We start from the raw sequence: 23,919 nt of genomic DNA on the forward strand, positions 1-23,919 counted from the left end.
AGTTAGCTAAATGTTAGGAGTTAAAAACATTGTAGGTGAACGAAAAAACTGCCACTCTCGGTATCGAGAGTGACAGGCAAGTAAAGCTAAATCATCCAAACTGTAGCAATTGTTCGTATAGGTCATCGAGTTGCTGTTGGATGCTTTTAGAAACGGTATCGGTCGGTTTTTCACGTTTTGCTAATTTCTGTTCAAGCCGCTCGATCTGCACTTCTAACTCATGTTGTGACAAGCGTTTTGGTTTTTGAGGGGTTACGTGGAGTGAGGAAGACGTAGCGAACTCAGTACGCTTCTGTTGAGCATACGTATACGTACCATGATAACGCGTCAGACCATTTTCGAGCCACAGGATCTGCGGAAAAAGCCGATTTAAGAAATAGCGGTCGTGTGAGACGGCAATCAATGTACCAGAAAAATTCTCGAGTGCTTCTTCGAGTGTCTCTCTTGATTCAATATCGAGATGGTTCGTCGGCTCGTCGAGAATTAATACATTGACCGACGAATGAACGAGGACGGCGAGTTGCAATCGCACACGTTCGCCTCCGCTCAGTGACAAAATGGACCGAAAGACAGTTGGTCCAAAGAACAGGAACCGGGCTAGGATATGGCGGGCTTCCGCTTCTGGAACGGCAATCCGGTCTCTAAACCAGTCGATTAACCGCGCGTCCTCCTCGAAATGGGCATGCTGGGACAGGTAACCGATCCGATTCGATGGTCCACGCGTGAGTGTGCCTGCCTCTGGTGATAATTCGTCAAGCAGCAGTGAGAGCAACGTCGATTTCCCACTCCCATTCGTTCCGACGATCGCGATCCGATCCTGTGCCATGATCTCGAACGAGACGTCATCAAAAATGTGGCGAATTCCGTAAGCAAACGAGAGTTCTTCAGCGCGAAAGACGACTTGGCTCGTGTGATCAGTGGAAGAGAAGGAGACATCAGCGGTTTTGGCTTCGAGTTGTGGTCGTTTAATCCGTTCGATCCGCTCGAGTGCTCGTTCCATTGATTTTGCTTTACGGAATAATTTCTCACTCGGTGGAGACGCTTCGTTTGCCCATTGCCGGAGTCGACGAATCGCTTCCTTCATTTTCTTTATTTTTTTCTGTTGCTCTTGGTAGGCGTGGAACTGTTCCATCAAGCGACGTTCTCGTTCGACGACGAACGCGCTGTAATTCCCTATATAGGTTGTCAGTTCACCGTCCTCGAGTTCAACGATCGAGGTGACGACGGCGTCTAAGAAGACCCGGTCGTGAGAGACGAGCAGGATGGTTCCTGTGTAGTCCCGTAAGAACTGCTCTAGCCATTCCACGGCAGCTAAATCAAGATGGTTCGTCGGTTCGTCAAGAATGAGCAGATTTGGCTCCATGAGTAACATGCGACCGAGACAAATCTTCGTCTGTTCACCACCGCTCAACTGGTGGAAAGGACGAGTGAGTAACGGACGAAGGTGTAACCCGTTCACCATGCGCTCGATTTTCGAGTCGAGTAGATAGCCATCCTTTTGTTCGAACGCATTCGTCGCTTCCGCATATCGTGCGAGTAACGCATCCAGATTCTCTGGTGCTGTCGCCATCATTTGCTCCAACTGTTGCATCCGAGAACGGATCGCGAGGATGTCTTCAAACGCTGTCCAAAGGACGTCGAGTCCGGTCATCGTCTCACTATATACAGGAAGTTGTTCCAAATAGCCGATCGTCAAACCGCTCTTTTGATAGATGACACCACCGTCCGGTTGCTCAAGGCGAGCAAGCAAGCGGAGTAATGTCGTCTTGCCACTCCCGTTTCGTCCAATTAGACCGACACGGTCGTGTTCGTTTAAGAAGAGGGAAACATCCGTTAAGATCGTTTCGCCTCCGAATTGTTTGGTTAGGTGTTGAATGTCGCAAATCATCATAATCAATTGATCCTTTCGCGCGCATCAAAAAAAGGAGAGCGCAAATAGCACTCTCCATCACGTGTGAAAGATGCGCTTTGCTGTATTTTTCAATCATGAAGTTCTAAAAAAGGGCAGACGGGTGCCTTAGAACGCCATTCCATGAAAAATCGCGCGCAACAGATACAATTGTTCCATCAACCAGTGTTTGCACGCGGCAAAGTCCATCTTTTCACACCACCTTTCGTTTCAGATATCTCTAGTTTACTATTTTTTTGTCAGTTACGGAAGTCTGAATTATTTGAACACGCCAGCGATTGAACTGAAGAAGTCACTGAGTCCATCGAATAATTTAGCGAAGAAACCTTTCGTTTCTTCTGATGTTGCGAACGCGTGGATGTCTTGCCCCGCATTTTTCAAACCACTCTCGATTTGTCCCCAGTTGATGTTCGCTTGCTCCATTTGATTGAATAGATTCGTCAACCGATCCATTTGTGCGTCAGACAACTGGATATTGTTGTTTTGAATGACTTGGACGATCAGGTTTTCGATCTCGACTTTGGTTTCCGGTTTTTGATTGGCGATCTCAGCCTTGATCTCATTCATCAAGTCAGCGACTTTATCCGTGCCGACCGTTTTTCCGACGTCTGATGTGACCGATAATTCTTGCTGTGCTAAATCCTTGCGTTCGTCACTTAACTTAATTCCAGTCTCAGCGGAAGTTTGATCGTACGCTTTCATGATTCCTGTCAGTGCCGATGTCCCGGTCACCTTGTAGGGAGAAGTGATCGTGATATCGGCATCTTTGACACCCGCTGTGACGAGAGCGTTGAGATACATATCCTTTGTCACCCATGTGATGTTCTCCGTCGAGACGGAAAGTCCATCACCTTTTTCCGTCAGTTCGATCTTAGCCGACGAATACATGTTGCCACCTTTTTGCGACTGTGGAATGTTTTTCCCGAGATATTTTTCTTCGTCAGCAGAAGTGGCGATGATCGGTGTGATGCCTTCCGGTGCATTGAGACGGGAAAGCACCCATGCTTTATCCTTTGCGCCGAGCGACTCCCCGAGTGTGACGATCGTCTTATCGACGACTTGTTCGGCAGATGCGGCTGTCGGGAGTAATAGAGCAGAAGCGATAACGGCTGACGCCATGATTTTTGTTGGTGTATGCATAATGAAATCCTCCAATTGTAAGTAACAGAATGAATTATAGTATCAGGTACTAAAGTTAGTGTACGAGAACGAAAGAAGTTCGGAATCGGTCTGTAGATGGAGACGGCATCCGTCTTCTGACACTCCATAGTATAGCGAAAAGAGGACAACTTGACTTCCATTTTCAGCATGCTATAGTGGATGGGAATCGAATAATGACCACTAGGGGAGTCGGTAGACCGACTGAGACGAACGAAGACGTTCGGACCCTTTGAACCTGATTAAGTTCGTACTTACGGAGGGAAGTGGCGTCAAGTCTTGTTCTTCTTGCGCCATGCCCGTGTGTTTCGGGGTGGTGTTTTTTCGTTTCATAACTAAACGAGGAGGATGAGATCATGACATTCACACAAGAAATCAAACAAGCGGCACAAGCGTACTGGGATAGTAGTTTTACGCACCCATTCGTACAAGGAATCGGGGAGGGGACGTTACCGCTCTCGAAATTTCGGCATTACGTCATGCAGGATGCCTATTACTTAAAACACTTTGCGAAGATTCAAGCGAAGGCAGCGTCAAAAGCAGACGACTTCGCGACGATCGCGACACTTGCCGAACATGCTACTTCGACTTACGAGGCAGAGTTGAGCTTACATCAATCATTTTTTGAGCCGCTCGGTATTACGGAAGCAAATCTTGAAGCATTTGAACCGGCACCGACAGCATATGCGTATGTCTCCCACATGCATCACGCGAGTGAAGGAACGCTCGGTGAGACGATTGCTGCCATCTTGCCATGTTACTGGTTGTATTATGAAGTCGGACAGCAATTACTGACGTGTACTCCGGAAGAAAAAATCTATCAGCAATGGATCGACACGTACAGCTCGGAATGGTTTGAAAAGGTCGTCTTTGAACAGATTGCACGGCTTGATGCACTGGCGGAACAAGCGAGCCCGACGGAACGCGAGCGGATGAAACGTCATTTCGTGACAAGTTGTTACTATGAGTTACTCTTCTGGCACATGGGGTGGACGGAAGAGACGTTCACGTCGGTCTACGAAAAGATTCCAGCACGCCCGGTATCTTCTTAAACCAGTAGATGGTAGAATTAGGAATACCATCTGGTGAAAGTAGGGATTGGAATGGAAATCGTAGTCATCGCACTCGTGATCCTCGCGGCATATGCTATGCAACGAATGCTTGGTAAAGTCAAAGTAAGATTTGTAGGACTTATCATCCCAACGTTGATTGTGTTATCCGGTATATCCGCATCGACTCGAAACTTCAAGGTAGCGTATAGCATGGGAAGCTATATTTCTGCTGTTCTTGTCATCGTCGTCTATGCACTGCTGACTTATTGGTTATACCGCGTCTACCATCGTGCGAAAGAAGAAACTGAATATCCGTATCAATCATTAAAAGACCGAGGCATCCTTTAAGGAGCTTCGGTCTTTTGGTGTATCACGTCATCATTTTTTCCAGTTTTTAAAGCCGTCACCGAATTCGAGATGCAGTTGATCGGTAAAGACACCGTTCTGAAAGACCGGCACATCAACCGGTAAAGTGCCTTGCGGTTTGAACGTTCCGAAGATCGCTCGGATACCTGCAGGCAGGTTCGGTCCCGCTGATTTTAGATTGCCTGCTTCGGAGTCTGGACCGTTTGGATCGCCTTTGAAGCCATAGACGAGGACGTGTGCCGGTGCGTCCGGTTGAACGGCGACATCGTATGGGTTACGGAGACTGAGCAGGACGGATGGTGTATCCGTTTGTTTCGCATAGCGGAAGATCGAAGCCGGAATCGCTTGTTCTAGTGCAGTAGGTAGTAGTTTAGCACTCGTGTTGACGTTGGAACCGACGATGATGTAATCTGCTGCATCGAGTTGCGCCCGTAATGTCGGGTTTTGGTCGAGCGGTAGCGTAGTAGCCGAGTAATTCGCTGTCGTCACGTGCCAGTTCCGATTCTTCGGTAGGGAAGCGATCGTTTTTTTCATGCTGTCCGTTTGATCCGCCGCAGGAGCGATCACAAGAACATTTGCGTTCTTTTTCGGTTTGAATGGTAAGGTCCGCTGATCATTTTTCACGAGTGTGACCGCGGCTTCCGTCATCGCACGTTCTTTTGCTTTATGCTCGGGACTACCGACGATTTGGTTCGATTGCGCGATTTTTTCAGCTAGGGATGTCGTGTCAGTCGTACCGTTCCAAATTCCGCGTTCTGCTTTCAGTGTCAGAATCCGCTCAACCGATTGATCGATCCGTTCCTCTGAGAGGCGACCATCTTTGACTGCTGCGATCACATCCTTGAAAATCCGGTCGAGTTTTGTGACATCCTGCTCGGAACGAAGGATCGTCGGCATGAGCGCGATATCGACACCGGCGTCAAACGTCTTTAAGACGGCTTCTGATTCCGTGAAGTTGTCGGCAATCGCCTGCATGTTCAGCGCGTCCGTGATGACGATGCCATCGTAACCGAGCTTTTCGCGCAGTACGCCCGTGATGACGTCATCTGATAACGTCGCAGGTAAAGGGAAGGTACCATTTGTCGACGTGACGACTTCAGGTTCGATTTGCGGCATCCCGATGTGTCCTGTCATGATCATATCGATGTCTTCAGCAATAGCTCGCTTGAACGGTACGAGCTCGACTTGTTCTAGCTCCTGCAGGGATCGGTCAACGACCGGTAATCCATAGTGGGAATCGGTCGCCGTATCGCCGTGACCCGGGAAGTGTTTGGCGGTCGCCGCGACACCTTCAGACTGAATTCCCTTCATTAGAGCGGAACCGAGTGTGCCGACGAGCTCCGGATCACTCGAGAACGAGCGGACACCAATGACAGGATTTCCAGGATTGCTGTTGACGTCGAGAACCGGACCAAAGTTGACATTGATGCCGAGCGCACGCAGTTCGGAACCGATGATATGACCGGCATCATTGGCATATGTGCTACTGCGGGTCGCACCTAACGCCATGTTGCCAGGTAAGTTCGTACCTGTTCCGAGCCGAGTAACGATTCCACCTTCTTGGTCGATCGTGACGAAGAGCGGAATATCGTTGCTAGCATCTTGTTTGACGACTTCTTGCAGATCATGAACGAGTTTCGTCGTCTGTTCGGTTTCGCTGACGTTCTCAGCAAACAAGATGACGCCGCCTAAATCATAGCGATCGATGATGTTCGCGACTTCTGGGGCAAGCGACGTATGATTGCTGCCATTCCACTGTCGGAAGTCCGGCATGATCATCTGCCCGATTTTTTGTTCGAGTGTCATCGTGTCGATTTTGTGACTGATCCGATCGGCTGAAGATCCTGCCTCTGCCATGACGGGTAAACTACTTGAGACGAGTACTGCTGCGAGTCCGGCTGTTAACGTGAACTGTCCGATTTTTTTCATGATGTACGTCCTCCTTTAGTCAAACCGTGACTGGAATTCTTTTCAATACGGACAGTATAGCAAGGTGTTTGTTTTAAAACAATATTTTATTTGTAAACGATTTCAAATTGAAATAAATTTCAAACGTGTTTTTAGACAGACTGACTTGAATGAAAAAAAGTGACTCCCCCTGAAGAGGAATCACTTTCAAGTAAAGTCGATCGATTGATCAGCTATAGCGTTCCACGATGCTTGTCAGCTGACGTTCGACGAACGATTGATCCTGCAATTCACTATTGGACAGACGCAGTTTGATCATTGACTCATCCGCACCAGCCATTTCACTGAACAATGATCCGAGACTGTGCGCACGACGATCGACTTGGACGATTAAATCAATCCCAGACCCGTCTTGAAGCATGATGATTTCAATCTCATCCAGTTTATGAGCGTAGTGTGTATTGCGAGCTGAATATTCAAGCTCCTGAGCAATCGGTAAATCTTTCCGGAATCGTCCAGGTAATTTTTCCGTGTCGGCTTTTTTCAATCGGAAGCCAAGTGACTCCATTGCATCTAAGACTGTTGCTTGGTAGCGGTTTGCTTCGACGATGACAGCGTCACGGTCAGATGGATCGACGGCTTGAGCGATGTCGAGTCCCGTCTCGATCCACGATTTCGATTGACTGACGGAGAGTGGCGTATTCAGCGGGACGCGTAATGTAAAGGGAATTTCCCGCTCGACACCCGCTTCAATCGTGAACTTCGCTTCATTTAAGGCAAATCGGTCGAGCGTAAAGGTCGTAAACGTCGTGCTATCATTGACTTCTTGTTTGTACTGCGTGTTGAATTCAAGATAAATTCGATCAATTTCTTGATCGACGTTTCCGCCTTTGATATGGACGACACCGTGAATTTGACCGCCTGGTTCACAGCGGTCATCCGTCAAGCGTGTATCGACCGTAGCAGCACCAATTCCGATTTGCGATAGAATTTTTTTGAACATGATGAATTCCTCCTTTTGATTACGTACGAATGATGAAGCGTGTAAACTTGTCGAACAGGTACGAATTTGCTACAGTTTCGAAAGAACATCAGAAAAGGACGGGACGACTAGTGGAACTACATGAATTAAAAGCGAGTCTTGCCTCGCAAATCACGCAAGGAACACTGATCCATGCAACGATAAGTAATCCGCGTCAAAAATCAAATGATCTCCGACGAATCAAGGTAAAACCGATTCTATTAAGAGATACGGTGATGATGCAGGTAGAGTTTCAATTTGAACGCGTTATGAAGCATGAAAATATTTTAATTGACGATTTCGTCGGGCGACTCGATGACTGGTTCACGGAATTCCGCCAATTCTTATTCCGTTTTGAAGAAGAGGAATGGCAATTCCAGCTCTCGAAAAAGCTGAAAGTCGCGCTCAAGACATCCAAAAAGGAGCCGATGAAAGCTCTCTTGTCGCATGACCGCCAAAAAACCTATCTATTAGAAGACGGTGTGCCGGTTCCGTTTCTGATTCGCTTAGGCGTCATGACGGAAGCGGGTCAAGTCAAAAAACAGAAGTACGATAAGTTTAAACAAATCAATCGCTTTCTTGAATTTGTCGAGGATAGCATTGCTGCCTTGCCAAAAGGAAAAAAACTCCGGATCTTGGACTTCGGATGCGGAAAATCGTATTTGACGTTTGCTCTCTATCATTATCTAAAAGTCGTCAAAGGATTCGACCTCGAAGTGACAGGTCTTGATTTAAAGAAAGAAGTCATCGAAGAATGTACACAAATTGCGCGTGATCTGGATTATACCGATCTGACATTCCGTGTCGGAGACGTTCATGATTACACAGGGGAGACGGAAGTTGACCTGATGGTGACACTTCACGCTTGTGATGTCGCGACCGACGTCGCACTCGCGCGAGCTGTTGACTGGAATGCATCGGTCATCCTGAGTGTACCGTGCTGTCAAAAGGAATTGAACCGTCAACTGGACTGTTCGCCACTCGATGTCATGCTCCAGCACGGACTGATTAAAGAAAAATTCGCATCACTGGCGACTGACTCGATTCGTGCCGAGTTGCTGACGCTCGTCGGATACGAAGCGCAGTTGCTCGAATTCATTGATCTCGAGCACACACCGAAGAACATCTTGATTCGAGCATACAAACAAAACAAGCGACCAACGGAAGAGAAAATCGATCGTTACATCGCGTTCCGTGATTTGTTGCATGCCCGACCATTTTTAGAAACTGAATTAAGCGGCAGACTTGGACAGATTTCACCGAAACTCGTACAATAAGAAGGAGAACGAATCAAAGGAGGCAATACGATGGATTTCCAAATGTATTTTGAAGATGTCGTCCAAACAGCCCGCAAAGAAGCGCAAGCTGCTGGATTTGAAGAATTAACGACTCCAGAGAGCGTGGATGAAGCAATGAAACGCGAAGGGCTAACACTTGTCCTTGTCAATTCGGTGTGTGGATGTGCTGGCGGGATCGCCCGTCCTGCTGCAGCGTACGTTAATCGGAAAGAGGGCATCAAGCCCGATCATTTCGTCACGGTATTCGCTGGACAAGATCGCGAAGCGACAGACCGTGCGCGTGAATACTTCGAAGGTTATCCACCTTCATCTCCGTCATTTGCATTAATGCAAGATGGAAACATCCTCTCGATGGTCGAGCGGTTCGACATCGAATCGTTCACGGCAGAAGAGGTCGTCGAGAAACTTGAATCATTGATTGAAATCTATGCATAAGCAAAGAAGACTCCTGATAAAGGGGTCTTTTTTTACGCATTCATGAGATTAAGATAATAAATTTTAAAATTGAAAGCGTTTGCAAAAATGTATAAAAAGTCATTTATGCATGATTTATGAATAGAAAGTCAAAAAAATTTATATATTTATGCTTTACAGTGAATAAATATTCGTATATCCTAAAAGCAATAGAACAGGTCAGGCTTTTCGGTATTGAATTGGACATACACATAAGTCATACTATTGTTAAAGTTCTGACAATTGAGCGTTGGAAGGGGAAAACTCGAATGAAAAAATTATTAGCAACGGCAATGGCAGGCATTCTGGCAGTCACGATGGCAGCATGTGGCGCGTCGGAAGAATCAACAGGTGGATCAAGCAAAAGCGATAAAGTATTGACGATGGGAACGTCAGCGGATTACTTCCCGTTTGAATACATCGATACGAAAAAAGGAGAGGACATCGTCGGGTTCGACGTTGCGATCGCCAAGGAAGTCACGAAAAATCTCGGGTATGACTTAAAAATCGAAGACATGGAATTCGGAAGCCTACTCGGTGCCCTCAGCTCAGGTCGTGTCGATTTCGTCATGGCGGGCATGACACCGACAGAAGAGCGTAAGAAAAACGCTGACTTCACGGACATCTACTTCGAATCAAAAAACTTAGTCATGACGAAGGATAAAGCGATTAGTTCGGAAGACGAACTCAAAGGCAAAAAAATCGGTGTCCAGCTTGGTTCGATCCAAGAGGGACTCGCAAAAGATCGCTTCAAAGATAGCGAAGCAGTTCCTTTAAACAAAATCCCAGAAATCATTCAAGAATTGAATACAGGTCGGATTGATGCCCTCATCATCGAGGATGCAGTTGCCGTCAAATACATGGATCAAGATGCATCCCTAAAAACGTACCAGATTAAAGAAGATGGTCCAGCTGGATCAGCGATCGCCTTCAAAAAAGGGGATAAGATGCGTGACGATTTCAACAAAGAGTTGAAGAAGATGATCGACAGTGGTGAAATCGATAAATTGGCAGAAGAATGGTTCCAAAAAGAAGCAAAATAAGTCAAGTGCATGGGGGTGGGGGTAACCTCATCCCTTTTGTGCGACGTTAGGAGATTGATTATGATAGACTTTACAAAGATTCAAGATTCAATTCCATATATTCTTGAGGGGATTCCGGTCCTGTTCCAAGTCGTCATCGTGGCGGCCATTGCCGGGATGCTGATCGGAATCGTCGTCGCGGCACTGAAAATCACGAAGAGCCGTTTCCTCCGTTTCATTGGTCATGCTTACACAGCGATCTTCCGGGGGACACCATTGATTTTGCAACTGGCGATCGTCCACTTTGGATTACCACAGTTGACAGGGTATGTGACGACAGGATACCAATCGGCAATCATCGCCTTCTCCTTGAACTCCGGAGCGTATATCTCGGAAATCATTCGGGCAGGGATTCAGGCTGTTGATCGCGGACAGTGGGAAGCGGCAGATGCGCTCGGTATTTCGTATTTCAAACAACTCCGTTCGATCATTTTGCCACAAGCCTTTAAAAATATCCTTCCGGCGATCATGAACGAATTGATCACGTTGACGAAGGAATCGGCACTCGTCTCGACAGTCGGTGTGCTCGACGTCATGCGTCGTGCGCAAATCGTTGGAGGAGAAAAGGCGATTTATTTCGAACCGTTGTTGTTTGCCGGATTCGTATATTTTGTTCTCGTCATGGGATTGAGCTTGATAGGCCAACAAGTCGAAAAAGCTATGAGAAAGAGTGGGTAATCAGATGGAACCTATGATCCAAGTCACCGATTTGCATAAGCAGTTCGGAAAATTAGAAGTATTAAAAGGTATCTCGACGACAGTCACACGCGGTGAAGTCGTCGCTGTCATCGGACCGTCGGGATCCGGTAAATCAACATTTCTGCGGTGTATCAACTTACTGGAGCAACCAACGAGTGGAACGATCATCGTTGATGGTTTCGAATTAACGAAACCAAAAGCAAATATCTCAAAAGCACGTCAGAACATCGGCATGGTGTTCCAACAGTTCAACTTGTTCCCGCATAAGTCTGTCCTTGATAATCTGACGTACGCACCAATCAACGTTCTCGGTATTTCGAAAGACGAGGCAGTCAAGCGGGCAGAGACGTTACTTGAGCGTGTCGGTCTAGCTGAGAAACGCGATAATTATCCGAACCAGTTATCAGGTGGACAAAAACAACGGGTCGCAATCGCACGTGCCCTTGCGATGGAACCGAACGTCATGCTGTTCGATGAACCGACGTCTGCTCTTGATCCAGAGATGGTCAACGAAGTACTGGACGTCATGAAGCAACTGGCTGAGAGTGGAATGACGATGGTCATCGTCACCCACGAGATGGGCTTTGCCAAAGAAGTCGCCGATCGTGTCCTGTTCCTTGATGAGGGAATTTTAATGGAAGAAGGTTCACCAGTTGAACTCTTCGACAATCCGAAAACGGACCGGGCGAAAAAATTCCTCGAAAAAGTTTTATGAGCACAGCACGCTAACTCTGAAAAGGGTTAGCTTTTTTCGGTTTTTAGCAGAGAGGGGGATAAGAATGAAAAAACTGCTTGAAGGTCATCATACTCGGCTGACGCGTTTTCAGTCGGAAGATACCGAAGTGATGCAACGTCTACTTGACGATGCAACGTTTGCTCGTCATTTCAGTGCGACGCCATATCGTCACTTATCGAAGGAAAAGATTGAACAGATGATGGCGACGGATGCTCCGGAGACGTTTCGGTTTGCGATTCGTAACTTCGAAGATGAACGGATGATTGGGGTGGTCGCATTAGAAGATATTTTACCGACACATGGAACGGCATGGCTGATGATCGGCATCGATCCGGATTGTGAAGGGCAAGGGTATGCAACGGATGCGCTACAGACGATACTAGAGTACGCCTTCTTAGAGTTGAACTTGTACCGGATTCAATTGACGGTCTTTGAGTATAATACACGTGCGGTTCAACTGTACGAACGACTCGGGTTCGTTCAGGAAGGAAGATACCGAGCCTTTTTACGACGAGACGGGGAGCGACATGATATGTTACTGTACGGATTACTCGAACCGGAATGGAGGGAACGACAATGATTCAAGAAACGGAAATCTTTGTCCGGTCGTTTCACGCGACGGACTTTTCAGGTCATGATTATGCCCATATCGAACGGGTTCGCCGCTTAGCCTTACATATTGCCAAACAGGAAGGCGGGAACGTCAAAATCATCGAACTGGCGGCCTTACTTCATGACGTAGCAGATAGTAAACTCGGGGGAACGGCAGAGACGGTCGCGACCTTCTTGCAAGGAAAAGTGACAGAAGAAGAACAGGAACAAATTCTAGACATCATCACGAGCCTGTCCTATAAAGACGGTACACGCCCACCGATGCAAACGATCGAAGGGCAAGTCGTTCAAGATGCTGATCGTCTCGATGCCATCGGTGCAATCGGGATTGCGCGCACATTTCAGTTCGCTGGTCGGTTCGGGGAGCCGATGCATGTACCTGGACTAGCACCACGAGAACCGGGTGACCGAAAGGGAGAGACGAGTGCCCTGAATCATTTTGAAGAAAAGTTATTCCGGCTAAAAGATTTAATGAATACGAAAACAGCACTTCTTTTAGCAGAGGAGCGACATCGCTACATGGAAGAGTTCGTTAATCGTTTTAAGCAGGAATGGGAGGGCGCTACGGGAGAAGTAGGTGATATGTAAATCAATTTAAACACATAAGGCGCGTTGTCCGGTTCATTTTCCAGACAACGCGCCTTATGTTGTATTTAACTAAGGATGATGGCAGTAATTAACCCAAGTGCTGCGAACAGACCAACGATCGCACCACCTTCCTCATGAGCTTCCGGCATCATCGTCGAAGCGAGCATCGCAATGATTCCACCGCTTGCGAAGCCACCGATCATGGCGAATTGCATGTCCGGGAGTTCTGCGAGAATCGTGTAGCCGGCGAGTGAGGCGAGGGCGGAGATCAACCAGACGACTCCCCACATCAGCAATACTTTGTTCTTCGAAAAGCCATCTTTTCGCAAACCGGTCGTACTCGATAAGCCTTCCGGGATATTACTGACGAAAATCGCCGCGACGAGTGCCGCGCTGACATTTCCCGATAACAGACTGGCACCGATCATGATTGATTCCGGGATCGCATCAAGAATCGTCCCGAAAAAAATCGCTGTTCCCGTGCCTTCGTTCCCACCAGACGAGCGTTTCCGTTTACTCGCGCCGCGTGACGAAACGAATAGGTCAAAGCCCGTAAAGACGAGTGCGCCGACGATGAAGGAGATCGCGACGACGAGCGTCGTTGACTTCTTTAATGCTTCATCGAGTAACTCGAACGTCGCTGCTCCAATCAAGATCCCGGTCCCAAACGACATGATATAACCAATCAGGCGTTGCTTTAAGGGTAAGTACAATCCGAATAGGGCACCGATGACAACGGCACCACCTGCTAGCGCCCCCCAACCGAACGCTTCCCACATACGATCGCCTCCTTCTTGTCCTTTCTACCTGTTCTAGATAATTCATAAACATAGCGAAAAGAAAGAAAAATAGTTCGCGACGCATGCAAGGGGCTGACTTAAAAACAGAATGACGCGTCATTTCACGCCTTTTCCTCAGGCGAGACACAAGATCCTGTAGGAGTTGCGTGAAGCGTGTCATTCTTGTCTTTGTGGAGACCGACTTCTTAAGTCATTACATCTCAATCATTAGAATGGTTGTTTATTTAACCAATGTCCACCGTCAAGAGCGATACATTCTCCGTTCAAGTAGCGGGCTTGATCTGACACCATCCATGTTGCAAGTGTTGCGATCTCTTCCGGTGTCCCGAATCGACCGAGCGGGACGTTGCGGCGAATTCGTTCCGCGTGTTCCGGTGATAAAGCGAGTTTGTCAGCACCACCTGTCCGTTCGATCGGGCCAGGACTGATCGCGTTGACACGGGCTTGATATTTATAGCCCCATTCGACGGCAAGCGTCCGCGTCAAGTTCAGGACACCGGCTTTCGCAGCAGCACTCGGAGCGACACCAGCGCCGGCCTGCCACGCATAAGACGCAACGATGTTGACGATTTGTCCGCCAACGACTTGATCTTCCTGCCATCCTTTGACAAGAGCGTGACAGCAGTTGAATGTCCCGTTGAGGACGATATCGATGACCGTCTTCCATCCATTTGGTGATAACTCGTCGGTCGGACAGATGAAGTTCCCGGCAGCATTGTTGATCAATGCTTCGAGACGACCAAACCGTTCGCGTGCTTGATTGACAGCAGCCAGACAAGCGTCAGCATCACGGACATCCATCTGAATCGTCAGATGTTCACCTTGAATCTGACCCAATGCTTCATCCATGAGTCGCAAGCGTTCCGCGTCGCGTCCTGTAACAACGACGTTCCAGCCGGCTTCCTTTAAGGCGAGCGCCATCGCTTTCCCCATTCCGTTCGTTCCACCCGTCACCATGATCGTTTGTGTCATATTGCTTCCTCCTTTATGTAATGAATGAACAGCCATTCATATTCTTTATTCAAAAAAGAAGGAGCGAACTCCTTCTTTTTCTGACTTATTGTGTTGCAAGAGCCGTATCTGTTAAGACAGGAACGACTTGTTTCTTACGTGAAACGACACCTTCGAGGTAAACAAGGTTGTTCGTCGCTTCAAGACCGTAAGCACGTTCGACGAGATTCGCTTCTTTCCCGAGGACGAGTCCAACAGAGTTGTTCGTCAAGATATCCGTGACGATGAAGACGAACAGATCAAGTCCTTTTGCAAGGATAACTTCGTTGATTGCTGTTTCGAGTTCTTCTTGGCGAAGCAAGACTTCAGCTGTATCGACCGTGTTGACTTGAGCGATTTCGACTTTGAGTGTTCCCATCGTGAATTCTTTTGCATCAAGTGAGATCAATTCAGGAACGGATTTTTTCGAGAGATCAGCTCCAGCTTTGAGCATCTCAAGACCGTAGACGTTCGCATCGACACCAGCGATTTCTGCGAGTTCACGCGCTGCGATGATATCTTGCTCCGTGCAAGTCGGCGATTTGAACAGGAGCGAGTCAGAAATGATCGCTGATAACATCAACCCAGCGATTTCTGGTTTGATGGCAACACCATGCTCTTTGTAGAGCTTGTTCAGGATCGTTGCTGTACAGCCGACCGGTTCTGCCCGGTAGTAGACAGGATCCGATGTCTCAAAGTTTGCGATCCGGTGATGGTCGATGACTTCTGTTACGGTAACAGCGTCGATATCGTTCGCACTTTGTTGACGTTCGTTGTGGTCGACTAAAATGACGTGTGTTGCTTCCGTCGCGACTTCTGTCACGAGACGTGGTGCTGGAACTTTGAACGTATCGAGTGCGAATAATGTTTCATCATTCATTTCACCGAGGCGGATGGCTTCGGCATTGACACCGAGTGCTTTCTTTAATTCTGCATAAGCGATTGCCGATGTGATTGTATCGGTATCAGGATTTTTGTGACCAAATACTAAAACTTTTTCCATGACGTGTTCACTCCTCAATGATTGTTGTCTCGCCCTATAGTGTATCATATCTCCGATTTAGAAAGCGTTCATTTTCACCATGATACCAGCGATTTTTTCACTCCAGAAGGGGTCTGACGCGTAAAAGACGTTCATGCCTTTTTGCTTGTTCCCAAGGTACGCCCCGCGGAAATAACGTCCATCCCGATCGAGATAATCCTTTGCGATGAATCGACCGGTCTGCTCGATCGAGTCCGTCAAGGATTTATAGACGGTCGCATCTTCTCCCGGAGCGGAATCGGTCGCATTGACGCCGAACAAGTTATTTTTCTCGCGGGCAATCTCAGACCGTCCATAATCGGATTCGTGAATCGCATGTGCAAGCAGATAGACCGCGTTGACACGGTATTTCTTTTCAACGGACTTAAAGACTTTTCCTTTACCGATCAAGGGACTGTCCGGTGCTTGCTCCTTGATGAACGCATCGAGTTGTTTCGCACTGAGACGCGTCGGTTTCGTCAAATCACGTGTTAATGTCTTCGATTCGACATATTCACTCGTCCGAGGCGTCGTTTTCGTCGCTTCACCGGCAACGATCAGTCCACCAAGTCCGCTGTCCGCGACGATGTAGTGAAGGAGACGATCACCATTCGTCTGATAATACGATGCATTCGAGACACGTTCTGCCGGGAATGGGCGTAAGCGGTCCGTTGGGACATGACCCGTCACGCCGGCGATGCTGACACGACTTGTCTGTTCCCCGAATTCAAGCAACTGGACACGTGTGCCGGAAGCGACGTACGTGAGCCGTTTCTTTAACTCAGGGTCACGATGAATCGATAGGATACCACGATCGTCGACGATCCCGGTACCTGGTCCACCGAGGTAGACGTAGCGGTCGTCCGATGAACGTTTCACCGCGCCGCGCTGTCCCGCGTACTCCTTCGCTTCGGTGAACGTCTGGAACTCTTGTTCCATGATTTTGCCTTTTTCATAGCGCTCAGCTGAATAAGGCGCTGGTGGGGTTAAGACGGTCTTCGGTTCCTCGCGGAGCCAAAAGAACAAGAGAACTCCGATGAGGAAGAAAAAAAGTAATCCTTTTATCGAACCGGTCCGGCGCACGGGGCGACCGGGGCGGATAGTGCGTGTCGTCAAAGTAAATCACGTCCTTTAAAAAGCAATGGACATTCGTGTCCAACGTAGGTAGTCTAACAAAGAAAAACAAAAGGGGGTGAACCTGTTGCAAATCGGTTATCGCACGCTGAAGACAGCAGTCGCTGCTGCGCTCGCGATGTGGATCGCAGAACAGCTCAAGCTCGACTATTACGTCTTCGCTGCCATCATCGCCATCTTGAGCATCCAGTCGACACGAAAGAAGACGTTTCGGTCTTCTTACGAACGCATCATGGCATCATTACTTGCCATCGTGCTCGGATTCATTCTATTCGAGGTCATCGGCTATCGTCCGGTGACGTTATTGATCTATTTCATTTTATTCCTTCCCTCCGTTCAACGCCTCCGACTTCAGGACGGTTTCATCACGAGTGTCGTCATTCTGACACATTTGTATACGGAACGTCAGCTCAACGCGCACATCCTGTTAAATGAATCCTTATTGCTCGGAATCGGTGTCGGTGTCGGATTGCTTGTCAACATGTACATGCCAAGTCTCGATTTGTTGATTGACGACCGACGAGAAAAGATCGACCAACGGATCGCTGCCTTATTTTTTGAAGTCGCGGCTGCGATTGAAACAGGGCGGGTCAATCATCATGCGTTGACGCTTGACGAGACAGAACGTCTGTTACGTGAAGGGAAGGATGCCGCCTTAAAACGGATGGGAAACGCAATCGGTCGTCGGAACGATGATGAAGATTATGCCTACTTCCGGATGCGCGAACAACAATTCGAGTTACTGCGCGGTATCGTCCATCATGCCGAGGAACTCGTCCTCGTCGTCGAAGAAGGAAAAAAAGTCGCCGACTTCTTTCGGACGATTGGTGACAATGTCCGACCTGAAGCCGACGCAATGGTGTACATTTCAGAACTAGAGGCATTATTGACACGTTTTCGTGCCTCTGCCTTACCCGTCACGCGGGAAGAGTTCGAGGTCCGCTCTGCCTTACTGCACATGCTACAAGAAGCGGAGCAATATTTACGTTTAAAGCAACGCTACGTCAATCAAAAGAAATAAAACATCGTCGAGGCGAACGTACCGATCAGGAAGATCGCTAAAATCCCGATCGTCGTCCATTTGATGATGCGTTGTTGTTTCGATGGTTTTGCCATATCCACTACTCCTCTCTTACATCAACTGATTACTGCCATTGTACAAACAACCTTTCAGAAGTGCAAATGACGATGGGGATGGTATACTAAAAAAGCGCTAGTGGATTGAAACATAATAAGAGGAGGGTTTTGTCATGGTCAATGAACAACGTGTATTAGATACGTTTTTAGAACTTGTCCAGATCGATTCGGAATCAAAAGAGGAGGCACGGATTTGTGCTCACCTGAAAAAAACGTTCGAGGATCTCGGATGTGAGGTGTTCGAGGATGACGCTTCGTCTAAGACGGAACATAAAGGAAACAATTTAATCGTCACACTTCCGGCAACAAAAGACGGCGTCGATAAAATTTATTTCACTTCCCATATGGATACGGTATTCCCGGGGCAAGGCATTAAACCAATCATCGAAGACGGTTACGTCAAGACGGACGGCACAACGATTCTTGGGGCAGATGATAAAACAGGTCTCGCATCTCTGATCGAACTCGTGCATGTATTGAATGAAACGAAACAACCTCACGGGAAAATTCAGTTCGTCATCACAGTCGGTGAAGAATCTGGGCTCGTCGGTGCGATGGTGCTTGATCCATCAAAAATCGATGCCGATTATGGTTTTGCACTTGATTCAGATGGAAAAGTCGGAGACATCATCACGGCTGCTCCAACGCAAGCAAAAGTCAATGCGAAGATTTTCGGGAAAACAGCGCATGCTGGTGTCGCACCGGAAAAAGGTGTCTCGGCGATTACGATTGCGTCGAAAGCGATCGCGAAGATGCCGCTCGGTCGGATTGATGAAGAGACGACAGCGAACATCGGACGGTTCAGCGGTGGCGGTCCATCAACGAACATCGTTTGTGATTATGTCGAAATCTTCGCGGAAGCACGGTCACTCGTCGCTCCGAAGATGGAAGCACAGACAGAGAAGATGAAAGCGGCGTTTGAAGAAGCGGCAGCAGAGCTTGGTGGTCGTGCTGAAGTTGAAGTCAAAGTCATGTACCCAGGATTCAAGTTCGAGGATGGAGATCAAGTCGTCGAAGTCGCGAAAGCAGCGATCACACAACTCGGACGCACGCCACGCCTCTTACATTCTGGTGGTGGATCAGATGCCAACGTCATTGCTGGTTTTGGTATTCCAACGGTCAACTTGGCTGTCGGATATGAAGATATCCACACGACGAATGAGAAGATGCCGATCGAAGAACTCGTCAAAACAGCGGAACTTTGCGTGACGCTAGTTGATTACATTACGAACAAATAAGCTGATGAAACACAAAAAAGAGTGTACCGCAACATTGCGGTACACTCTTTATCATTGTACGATTAAACTACTTGAGGACGATCAACATATTCCATAGACTCTAGAACGAGTTCTTCAGTACATAATAAGGTCGAAGCGATTTCATCGATTTGAATCGACTTTCCGTATTTTTGCCGATAACTCTCGTTCAGTTTGCGGGCTTCCCGGACGATGCGGGCATAGGTCCGTTCAATCTTAGTCATGGAAAAAACCACCTTCCAAATCTGAATAGGTACAGTTTACCATGCTTCAACAGAAGAAAGGTGTATTTTGTGTATAAAAAATGCTAATTTTACGAAAAGGGGAAAAAGATGGAATTTTATTTTTTAGGGACAGGAGCCGGTATGCCGTCGAAACAACGAAACGTCACATCGATTGCCTTGTTACACCCCAAAATGACATGGTTGTTCGATTGTGGAGAAGCGACGCAACATCAAATCTTACACAGCCCAATCAAACCACGGAAAGTCAACGCGATCTTCATTACCCATTTACACGGGGATCATATCTTTGGTTTACCAGGCTTCATTAGCACAAGAGCAGCGCTAGAAGGAACGACACCGCTAACGATCTATGGACCGACCGGGATCAAAGAATGGATGGACGCGACATTACGCATCACAGGAACATATCTACGCTATCCACTCCGGATCGTTGAAGTCGAAGACGGTCAAACCTATGACCAGGATGGATTCCGCGTGACGGCGCGGTCGCTTGAACATCGCTTCCCGGCGTTCGGGTACCGACTAGAAGGACCAGAAGAGCGGGGTGCCTTGCGTGTGGATGCACTGAAGGCACTAGGCGTTCCTTCCGGTCCGATCTATCGCCGAATCACACTGGAAGAAACCTTTGAATTCGAAGGCACGGTCTATTCATCGTCCGATTTTTTAGAATCACCCAAACCTGGTGTCAAACTAGCCGTTCTTGGCGATACGATGCCGTGCGCGGCCTCGGTCGAACTGGCACGAGACGTCGATGTATTAGTCCATGAAGCAACGTTTGCCGATCGAGAAGTCGAACATGCGGGACGCTTCGGTCACTCGACCGCTCGACAGGCAGCTGTCATTGCAGAAACGGCACAAGCGAAAAAGCTTCTATTGACGCACGTTTCCGCTCGTTATGTCGATCAAGAGGAAGTACTGGAACAAGAGGCGCGAGAAGTATTCGCGAACAGCCATCTCATGTTTGATCACCGGGTCGTCCCGGTCAAAGGATAGACGATGGACTTTCTCATTCTATGGGCACTCTTTTTACTGGCTGCTAGCGGATTAGGGTTTTTACTCGAACGTCGGACGGAAAAAGAAAAATACTTGTACATGAAGTTCATTTTTTATGCATGTCTCGGGGCCGTGTCGTTTCCAGTCTATGATATTCAGTTACCGCTCGGCATCATCATTTTCCTGATCGTCCTGCACCCGAAAAAGAACTCGCGTTATAAACGGTACATGGCACTCTTTGGGTTCTTATTCTTCCTGTTCCAACTCTTTCTCGGTCCGTTTGATGCGGGAATGTTGCGGGAAGAAACACAACAGATTGGTCGCGTGACGATCACGGATGACTCATTCGACAATTTCCTTTCTCAAATCGAACGACGTGTCGGTGAAGAAGGGCTGCGGATGGAACAAAGTCAGTTGATGTTCGATCGGGGCGGGAATCTCAGGAACGCCTCGTTTGAGATGCTCGTTGAAACGCCAAAACGTTTCATTCGTTACGATGTGAGTTACCAGGAGCTGACAGGAACGATTTCCTATCGACCACGTGAAGAGTTGACGACAAAATCGTTGACGTCGTATTACCAGAAACTGATTGATGCGAATCAATCGTTTGAGACGTTGCGAAAGCTTTCGATTCATGAAATCTTACATGATTCCAAAACACCCTATGTCGAGATGGATCTCGATGGGCTCTATGAAACGTTTAGTCTGCAGGATGCAACGGTCTTCTTGATTGATGACGAAGGAAAACTGATTCCGTACGTCAATACAGGGGACGATGTCTTAGCGAATGCGGTCCGTCTGACCTATTACCGTTCTGACGGTCAATCCTTACGCGATAAAACTATTCTGTTATATAATTACAGCTTTGAGACATCAAGGCGAAAAGGAGTCGTACGATGAAAAAATGGTTATTTGCTACAAGTATCGTGTTACTTGCCGGTTGCGCGGAAGCAAAAGAGGAACAACAAACAGCGTCTTGTGAGGCGGAAGTCAAGGTATCGGTCGTGGATCACGTCAAGGATAAAACGTTATTTAATAAAGACGTATGCTTGAACGAAAAAGATACAGCACTTGATGCACTTGAAGATACGACGCTCGATGTCGTCAAAACAGGCAAAGGTGAGATGGCATATGTCACGGCAGTCGATGGGATTCGAGAGAAATCAGCTGGAGCAGGTAGTGGCTGGGTCTTCGGAGTCAACGGCAAACCAGGCGAAGTCGGTGCTGGAAGTTATGAACTGAAAAAAGGAGATCGTCTCGAATGGCGATTTGAAAAAGATGCAATGGCTTATTTTGAGTAAACCAGAACGGGAGCGACTTCACCCAGTGAACGTCGCTCTCTTTTTCATCGGGATGATTACGATCCCGTTCGTCCTCACACATGATCAATCCGTGATCGTCGTCTATCATCTGCTCTTGTTTTTATTCGTTCAAGAACGGACTGTGTTTCGCTATTTAGTCCTCCCGGCTCTTTATGCCGTCATGATGTGTGTCCCGCTTCTTTATGGTGCAAGCATCGACACAGTAGCGATTTATGAAACGACGGTCCAAGTGACGCTATTCATCACGTCGAGTCAATGGATTTTTACGTTGGTTCGACTCGATCAGATGGGACCGTTGTTTCGTTTCTTACCTCGACTGACACGATTGACGGGTATGGTGCTGGCGCTGATTCCGTCTTTCTTACGCACTTGGCCCGAAGTCAAGATGAGTCATCCGGATACGTCGCTTGCTGTTCGACTGGAGCGGATGGCCGCCTATCATATCGTACCGATCGAAGCGGTGCCGTCTCGCTTAAGACCGATCACGCGACGTGATGTTCAGATAGGTTTATTGCTTGCGGCAGGACTGGTTTTTTGTCTGACACCATGGGCAATCATTTCGGCGATGATTTTGCCTATAGCGCTATTATTTACAAAAGGGGGAATCCGGGATGCCTATCATGTATACCGACACCGATCGCGAAGAGCGACTACGTCAACAGGCGGGCGAACATGAACAACCGGTCTTGACACCCGAGCGGTTGCTTCATGGACGTGTCCGAGATCTTCTGGCGACGGGTTCCTTGTTTCGGGCAGGAGAACTCGCGACTTTGCTTGGGCTAGAAGCTTTTTTTGAAGCGGAGTCCAGTGAGCTCTCATCCGGAGAACAACAGCTTGTCGGTCTCGGTCATGCGTTGTCTTCGTCACCAAATACCCTGTTCTTGTCGGAACCGTTTCTCTTTCTTGATCATGTCAGGCGGAAACGATTAATGGGATTGCTTGAAGAAATCGAACGACGGTTTGGTTGTCAGATCCATTGCTCGATGACGATACAATCCGACTTGGCGATCACGAGTCGCGCCACTGAACTGACAGGTCGTATCCTGAATCGGATCGAAAACGTCCAACACCGTTATCCGTTACAGACACGCTATGCACTCGTGACAGAAAAATTGTCGTTTCACCAAGGTGAACGCATTGCGATCGTCGGTGCGAATGGTAGTGGGAAATCGACGTTACTACGACTCGCGCTCGGTGTCGAGCGACCGCTATACGGAAAAGTCCGGCGGTCGGGGGAGACGCATTATGTACCAGCGCATCCGATGCTTGCGCCATTAGACGATCGAAGTGGTAGTTTTACGACGCAAAAAAAACGTCTCTTGGACGGTATCGATTGGAGTAAAGACAGCTATTACTTTGATGAACCGACGGCTGGACTTGATGACAGCGCACGAATGGCTTTCGTCGCATCGTGGAAGCAGAATCCGACGAATCTGATCGTCATGGCGACGCATGATCCAGTTCTCATTCGGGCAGCACAGCGGATCATTTATCTCGTGCACGGAGAGGTTGCTTTCGATGGACCGACGAAGCATTTTTTACAAGAAAGTCGGTTGTTCGTATGATCGTCGCAACGGTTCTAATCGTTTGTCTGTTTTTAGTCATGTTCGAGAGACTTCAGATGACGGATCAACGATTACGGTTCATCGCCATCATCACGGCAGCGGCAATCGTCGGACGATTGTTGTTCTCTAGTTTGCCGAACGTCCAGCCGGCAACGGCACTCGTCTTATTATTAGCCGTATTCATCCATCCGATCGTCGGAGCTATTTCTGGGATGCTTGTCGTCGTGTTAACGAGCTTATTTCTCGGAAGCGGTCCGTTCGTCCTCTTTCAGGCGCTGGCGTATGCAACGATTGCCAGTTTAGGATTCGTTCCGTTTCTTCGTTACCGGATCGTATTGACTGGATATGGATTTCTAGCTGGTTTCTTATACGGATGGGTGAGCAATCTCGGGTTCTTGGTATTGACCGGATTCTCGTGGCAAGCTTTTTTGACACTGCTTGTAGCCGGGGGAACGTTTGATATGCTTCACGGATTCAGTAACGCGATATTCATTTGGATATTGTTTCCGATTTTTTTACGAATTATGCATTCATTCGATGAAAAGAGGGGTACAGAATAGTAACATACCGAACA

The 23,919-nt window shown here is 47.9% G+C and carries 26 protein-coding genes and 1 riboswitch; of the genes, 17 read left to right on the forward strand and 9 right to left on the reverse strand.

All coding sequences use genetic code 11. From position 1 onward, the window contains the following. Positions 1 to 91: 91 nt before the first annotated feature. Positions 92 to 1,891, reverse strand: a complete 1,800-nt coding sequence (gene abc-f, locus KNQ03_RS09655; RefSeq protein WP_149426983.1) for a ribosomal protection-like ABC-F family protein — start codon at positions 1,889 to 1,891, stop codon at positions 92 to 94. Positions 1,892 to 2,167: 276 nt separating this feature from the next. After that, on the reverse strand, positions 2,168 to 3,049 hold the full coding sequence (locus tag KNQ03_RS09660) for a DUF1002 domain-containing protein (protein WP_023467610.1): 882 nt from the start codon (positions 3,047 to 3,049) through the stop codon (positions 2,168 to 2,170). A gap of 193 nt (positions 3,050 to 3,242) precedes the next feature. Then, positions 3,243 to 3,349: riboswitch (TPP riboswitch) on the forward strand. A gap of 74 nt (positions 3,350 to 3,423) precedes the next feature. Here KNQ03_RS09660 and tenA point away from each other — a divergent pair. Both tenA and KNQ03_RS09670 read left to right on the forward strand, forming a co-directional pair. Beyond that, positions 3,424 to 4,119 carry a thiaminase II gene (gene tenA / locus KNQ03_RS09665; RefSeq protein WP_214724491.1) on the forward strand — a complete coding sequence of 232 codons (696 nt, stop codon included), beginning with the start codon at positions 3,424 to 3,426 and terminating at the stop codon, positions 4,117 to 4,119. Positions 4,120 to 4,170: 51 nt separating this feature from the next. Next, positions 4,171 to 4,467, forward strand: a complete 297-nt coding sequence (locus KNQ03_RS09670; protein ID WP_149426985.1) for a hypothetical protein — start codon at positions 4,171 to 4,173, stop codon at positions 4,465 to 4,467. A 30-nt stretch (positions 4,468 to 4,497) separates the two neighbouring features. On the opposite strand, the gene KNQ03_RS09675 is transcribed toward KNQ03_RS09670, so the two are convergent. Both KNQ03_RS09675 and KNQ03_RS09680 read right to left on the reverse strand, forming a co-directional pair. After that, positions 4,498 to 6,414, reverse strand: a complete 1,917-nt coding sequence (locus tag KNQ03_RS09675) for a glycoside hydrolase family 3 protein (RefSeq protein ID WP_214724493.1) — start codon at positions 6,412 to 6,414, stop codon at positions 4,498 to 4,500. Between the two features lie 208 nt (positions 6,415 to 6,622). After that, the gene (locus tag KNQ03_RS09680; RefSeq protein ID WP_058705388.1) at positions 6,623 to 7,396 is read right to left on the reverse strand and encodes a sporulation protein; all 774 of its coding nucleotides are present in this window, start codon (positions 7,394 to 7,396) and stop codon (positions 6,623 to 6,625) included. 110 nt (positions 7,397 to 7,506) lie between these two features. Between KNQ03_RS09680 and KNQ03_RS09685 the strand changes: the two genes are divergently transcribed. The 7 genes from KNQ03_RS09685 to KNQ03_RS09715 all read left to right on the forward strand — a co-directional run bounded on the left by KNQ03_RS09685 (position 7,507) and on the right by KNQ03_RS09715 (position 12,882). Beyond that, positions 7,507 to 8,691 carry a class I SAM-dependent methyltransferase gene (locus KNQ03_RS09685; RefSeq protein WP_214724495.1) on the forward strand — a complete coding sequence of 395 codons (1,185 nt, stop codon included), beginning with the start codon at positions 7,507 to 7,509 and terminating at the stop codon, positions 8,689 to 8,691. A 30-nt stretch (positions 8,692 to 8,721) separates the two neighbouring features. Continuing rightward, the gene (locus KNQ03_RS09690) at positions 8,722 to 9,147 is read left to right on the forward strand and encodes a BrxA/BrxB family bacilliredoxin (protein ID WP_023467616.1); all 426 of its coding nucleotides are present in this window, start codon (positions 8,722 to 8,724) and stop codon (positions 9,145 to 9,147) included. Between the two features lie 287 nt (positions 9,148 to 9,434). Then, entirely contained in the window at positions 9,435 to 10,208 is a 774-nt protein-coding gene (locus tag KNQ03_RS09695) for a transporter substrate-binding domain-containing protein (protein ID WP_023467617.1), read from the forward strand. Positions 10,209 to 10,265: 57 nt separating this feature from the next. Beyond that, positions 10,266 to 10,925, forward strand: a complete 660-nt coding sequence (locus KNQ03_RS09700) for an amino acid ABC transporter permease (RefSeq protein WP_041255309.1) — start codon at positions 10,266 to 10,268, stop codon at positions 10,923 to 10,925. Positions 10,926 to 10,938: 13 nt separating this feature from the next. After that, a complete protein-coding gene (locus KNQ03_RS09705; protein WP_041255311.1) occupies positions 10,939 to 11,661 on the forward strand; it encodes an amino acid ABC transporter ATP-binding protein in 723 nt (240 codons plus the stop codon). A gap of 64 nt (positions 11,662 to 11,725) precedes the next feature. After that, positions 11,726 to 12,262 (forward strand): GNAT family N-acetyltransferase, encoded by a 537-nt coding sequence (locus tag KNQ03_RS09710; RefSeq protein WP_214724497.1) that lies wholly within the window; start codon positions 11,726 to 11,728, stop codon positions 12,260 to 12,262. Beyond that, positions 12,244 to 12,882 (forward strand): HD domain-containing protein, encoded by a 639-nt coding sequence (locus KNQ03_RS09715; protein WP_214724499.1) that lies wholly within the window; start codon positions 12,244 to 12,246, stop codon positions 12,880 to 12,882. The genes KNQ03_RS09710 and KNQ03_RS09715 overlap by 19 nt, the downstream gene beginning before the upstream one ends. A 65-nt stretch (positions 12,883 to 12,947) precedes the next feature. Here the strand turns inward: KNQ03_RS09715 and KNQ03_RS09720 are convergent, their stop codons facing one another. The 4 genes from KNQ03_RS09720 to KNQ03_RS09735 form a co-directional block, all read right to left on the reverse strand. Further along, complete coding sequence (locus tag KNQ03_RS09720; RefSeq protein ID WP_047390876.1) at positions 12,948 to 13,661, reverse strand: ZIP family metal transporter; 714 nt, start codon at positions 13,659 to 13,661, stop codon at positions 12,948 to 12,950. Positions 13,662 to 13,889: 228 nt separating this feature from the next. Then, positions 13,890 to 14,654, reverse strand: a complete 765-nt coding sequence (gene fadH, locus KNQ03_RS09725) for a 2,4-dienoyl-CoA reductase (RefSeq protein WP_214724501.1) — start codon at positions 14,652 to 14,654, stop codon at positions 13,890 to 13,892. Positions 14,655 to 14,739: 85 nt separating this feature from the next. Further along, the gene (locus KNQ03_RS09730; protein WP_214724504.1) at positions 14,740 to 15,675 is read right to left on the reverse strand and encodes a manganese-dependent inorganic pyrophosphatase; all 936 of its coding nucleotides are present in this window, start codon (positions 15,673 to 15,675) and stop codon (positions 14,740 to 14,742) included. Between the two features lie 57 nt (positions 15,676 to 15,732). Then, positions 15,733 to 16,809: an N-acetylglucosaminidase gene (locus tag KNQ03_RS09735; RefSeq protein WP_214724506.1), complete on the reverse strand. Its 1,077-nt coding sequence runs from the start codon at positions 16,807 to 16,809 to the stop codon at positions 15,733 to 15,735. 76 nt (positions 16,810 to 16,885) lie between these two features. Between KNQ03_RS09735 and KNQ03_RS09740 the strand changes: the two genes are divergently transcribed. After that, positions 16,886 to 17,848 (forward strand): aromatic acid exporter family protein, encoded by a 963-nt coding sequence (locus KNQ03_RS09740; RefSeq protein ID WP_235147627.1) that lies wholly within the window; start codon positions 16,886 to 16,888, stop codon positions 17,846 to 17,848. 229 nt (positions 17,849 to 18,077) lie between these two features. Next, positions 18,078 to 19,202 carry a M20/M25/M40 family metallo-hydrolase gene (locus KNQ03_RS09745; protein WP_064300262.1) on the forward strand — a complete coding sequence of 375 codons (1,125 nt, stop codon included), beginning with the start codon at positions 18,078 to 18,080 and terminating at the stop codon, positions 19,200 to 19,202. Between the two features lie 62 nt (positions 19,203 to 19,264). Here the strand turns inward: KNQ03_RS09745 and KNQ03_RS09750 are convergent, their stop codons facing one another. Next, positions 19,265 to 19,444 (reverse strand): hypothetical protein, encoded by a 180-nt coding sequence (locus KNQ03_RS09750; protein WP_023467629.1) that lies wholly within the window; start codon positions 19,442 to 19,444, stop codon positions 19,265 to 19,267. 108 nt (positions 19,445 to 19,552) lie between these two features. On the opposite strand from KNQ03_RS09750, the gene rnz reads away from it, so the two are divergent. The 6 genes from rnz to KNQ03_RS09780 are packed head-to-tail and all read left to right on the forward strand — an operon-like array spanning position 19,553 to position 23,905. After that, on the forward strand, positions 19,553 to 20,458 hold the full coding sequence (gene rnz, locus KNQ03_RS09755) for a ribonuclease Z (protein WP_149426989.1): 906 nt from the start codon (positions 19,553 to 19,555) through the stop codon (positions 20,456 to 20,458). Between the two features lie 3 nt (positions 20,459 to 20,461). Next, positions 20,462 to 21,358 carry a hypothetical protein gene (locus tag KNQ03_RS09760; RefSeq protein WP_058265134.1) on the forward strand — a complete coding sequence of 299 codons (897 nt, stop codon included), beginning with the start codon at positions 20,462 to 20,464 and terminating at the stop codon, positions 21,356 to 21,358. Then, positions 21,355 to 21,759 carry a DUF4430 domain-containing protein gene (locus KNQ03_RS09765; protein WP_214724508.1) on the forward strand — a complete coding sequence of 135 codons (405 nt, stop codon included), beginning with the start codon at positions 21,355 to 21,357 and terminating at the stop codon, positions 21,757 to 21,759. Before KNQ03_RS09760 ends, KNQ03_RS09765 begins: the two co-directional genes overlap by 4 nt. Continuing rightward, on the forward strand, positions 21,737 to 22,456 hold the full coding sequence (locus KNQ03_RS09770; protein ID WP_149426990.1) for a hypothetical protein: 720 nt from the start codon (positions 21,737 to 21,739) through the stop codon (positions 22,454 to 22,456). Before KNQ03_RS09765 ends, KNQ03_RS09770 begins: the two co-directional genes overlap by 23 nt. After that, entirely contained in the window at positions 22,392 to 23,345 is a 954-nt protein-coding gene (locus KNQ03_RS09775) for an ATP-binding cassette domain-containing protein (protein WP_251133508.1), read from the forward strand. The genes KNQ03_RS09770 and KNQ03_RS09775 overlap by 65 nt, the downstream gene beginning before the upstream one ends. After that, complete coding sequence (locus KNQ03_RS09780) at positions 23,342 to 23,905, forward strand: hypothetical protein (protein ID WP_050678517.1); 564 nt, start codon at positions 23,342 to 23,344, stop codon at positions 23,903 to 23,905. Before KNQ03_RS09775 ends, KNQ03_RS09780 begins: the two co-directional genes overlap by 4 nt. The last annotated feature ends 14 nt before the right edge of the window (positions 23,906 to 23,919 follow it).

Origin of the sequence: Exiguobacterium sp. s143 (assembly GCF_018618895.1) — a bacterium.
GTDB lineage: Bacteria > Bacillota > Bacilli > Exiguobacteriales > Exiguobacteriaceae > Exiguobacterium_A > Exiguobacterium_A abrahamii.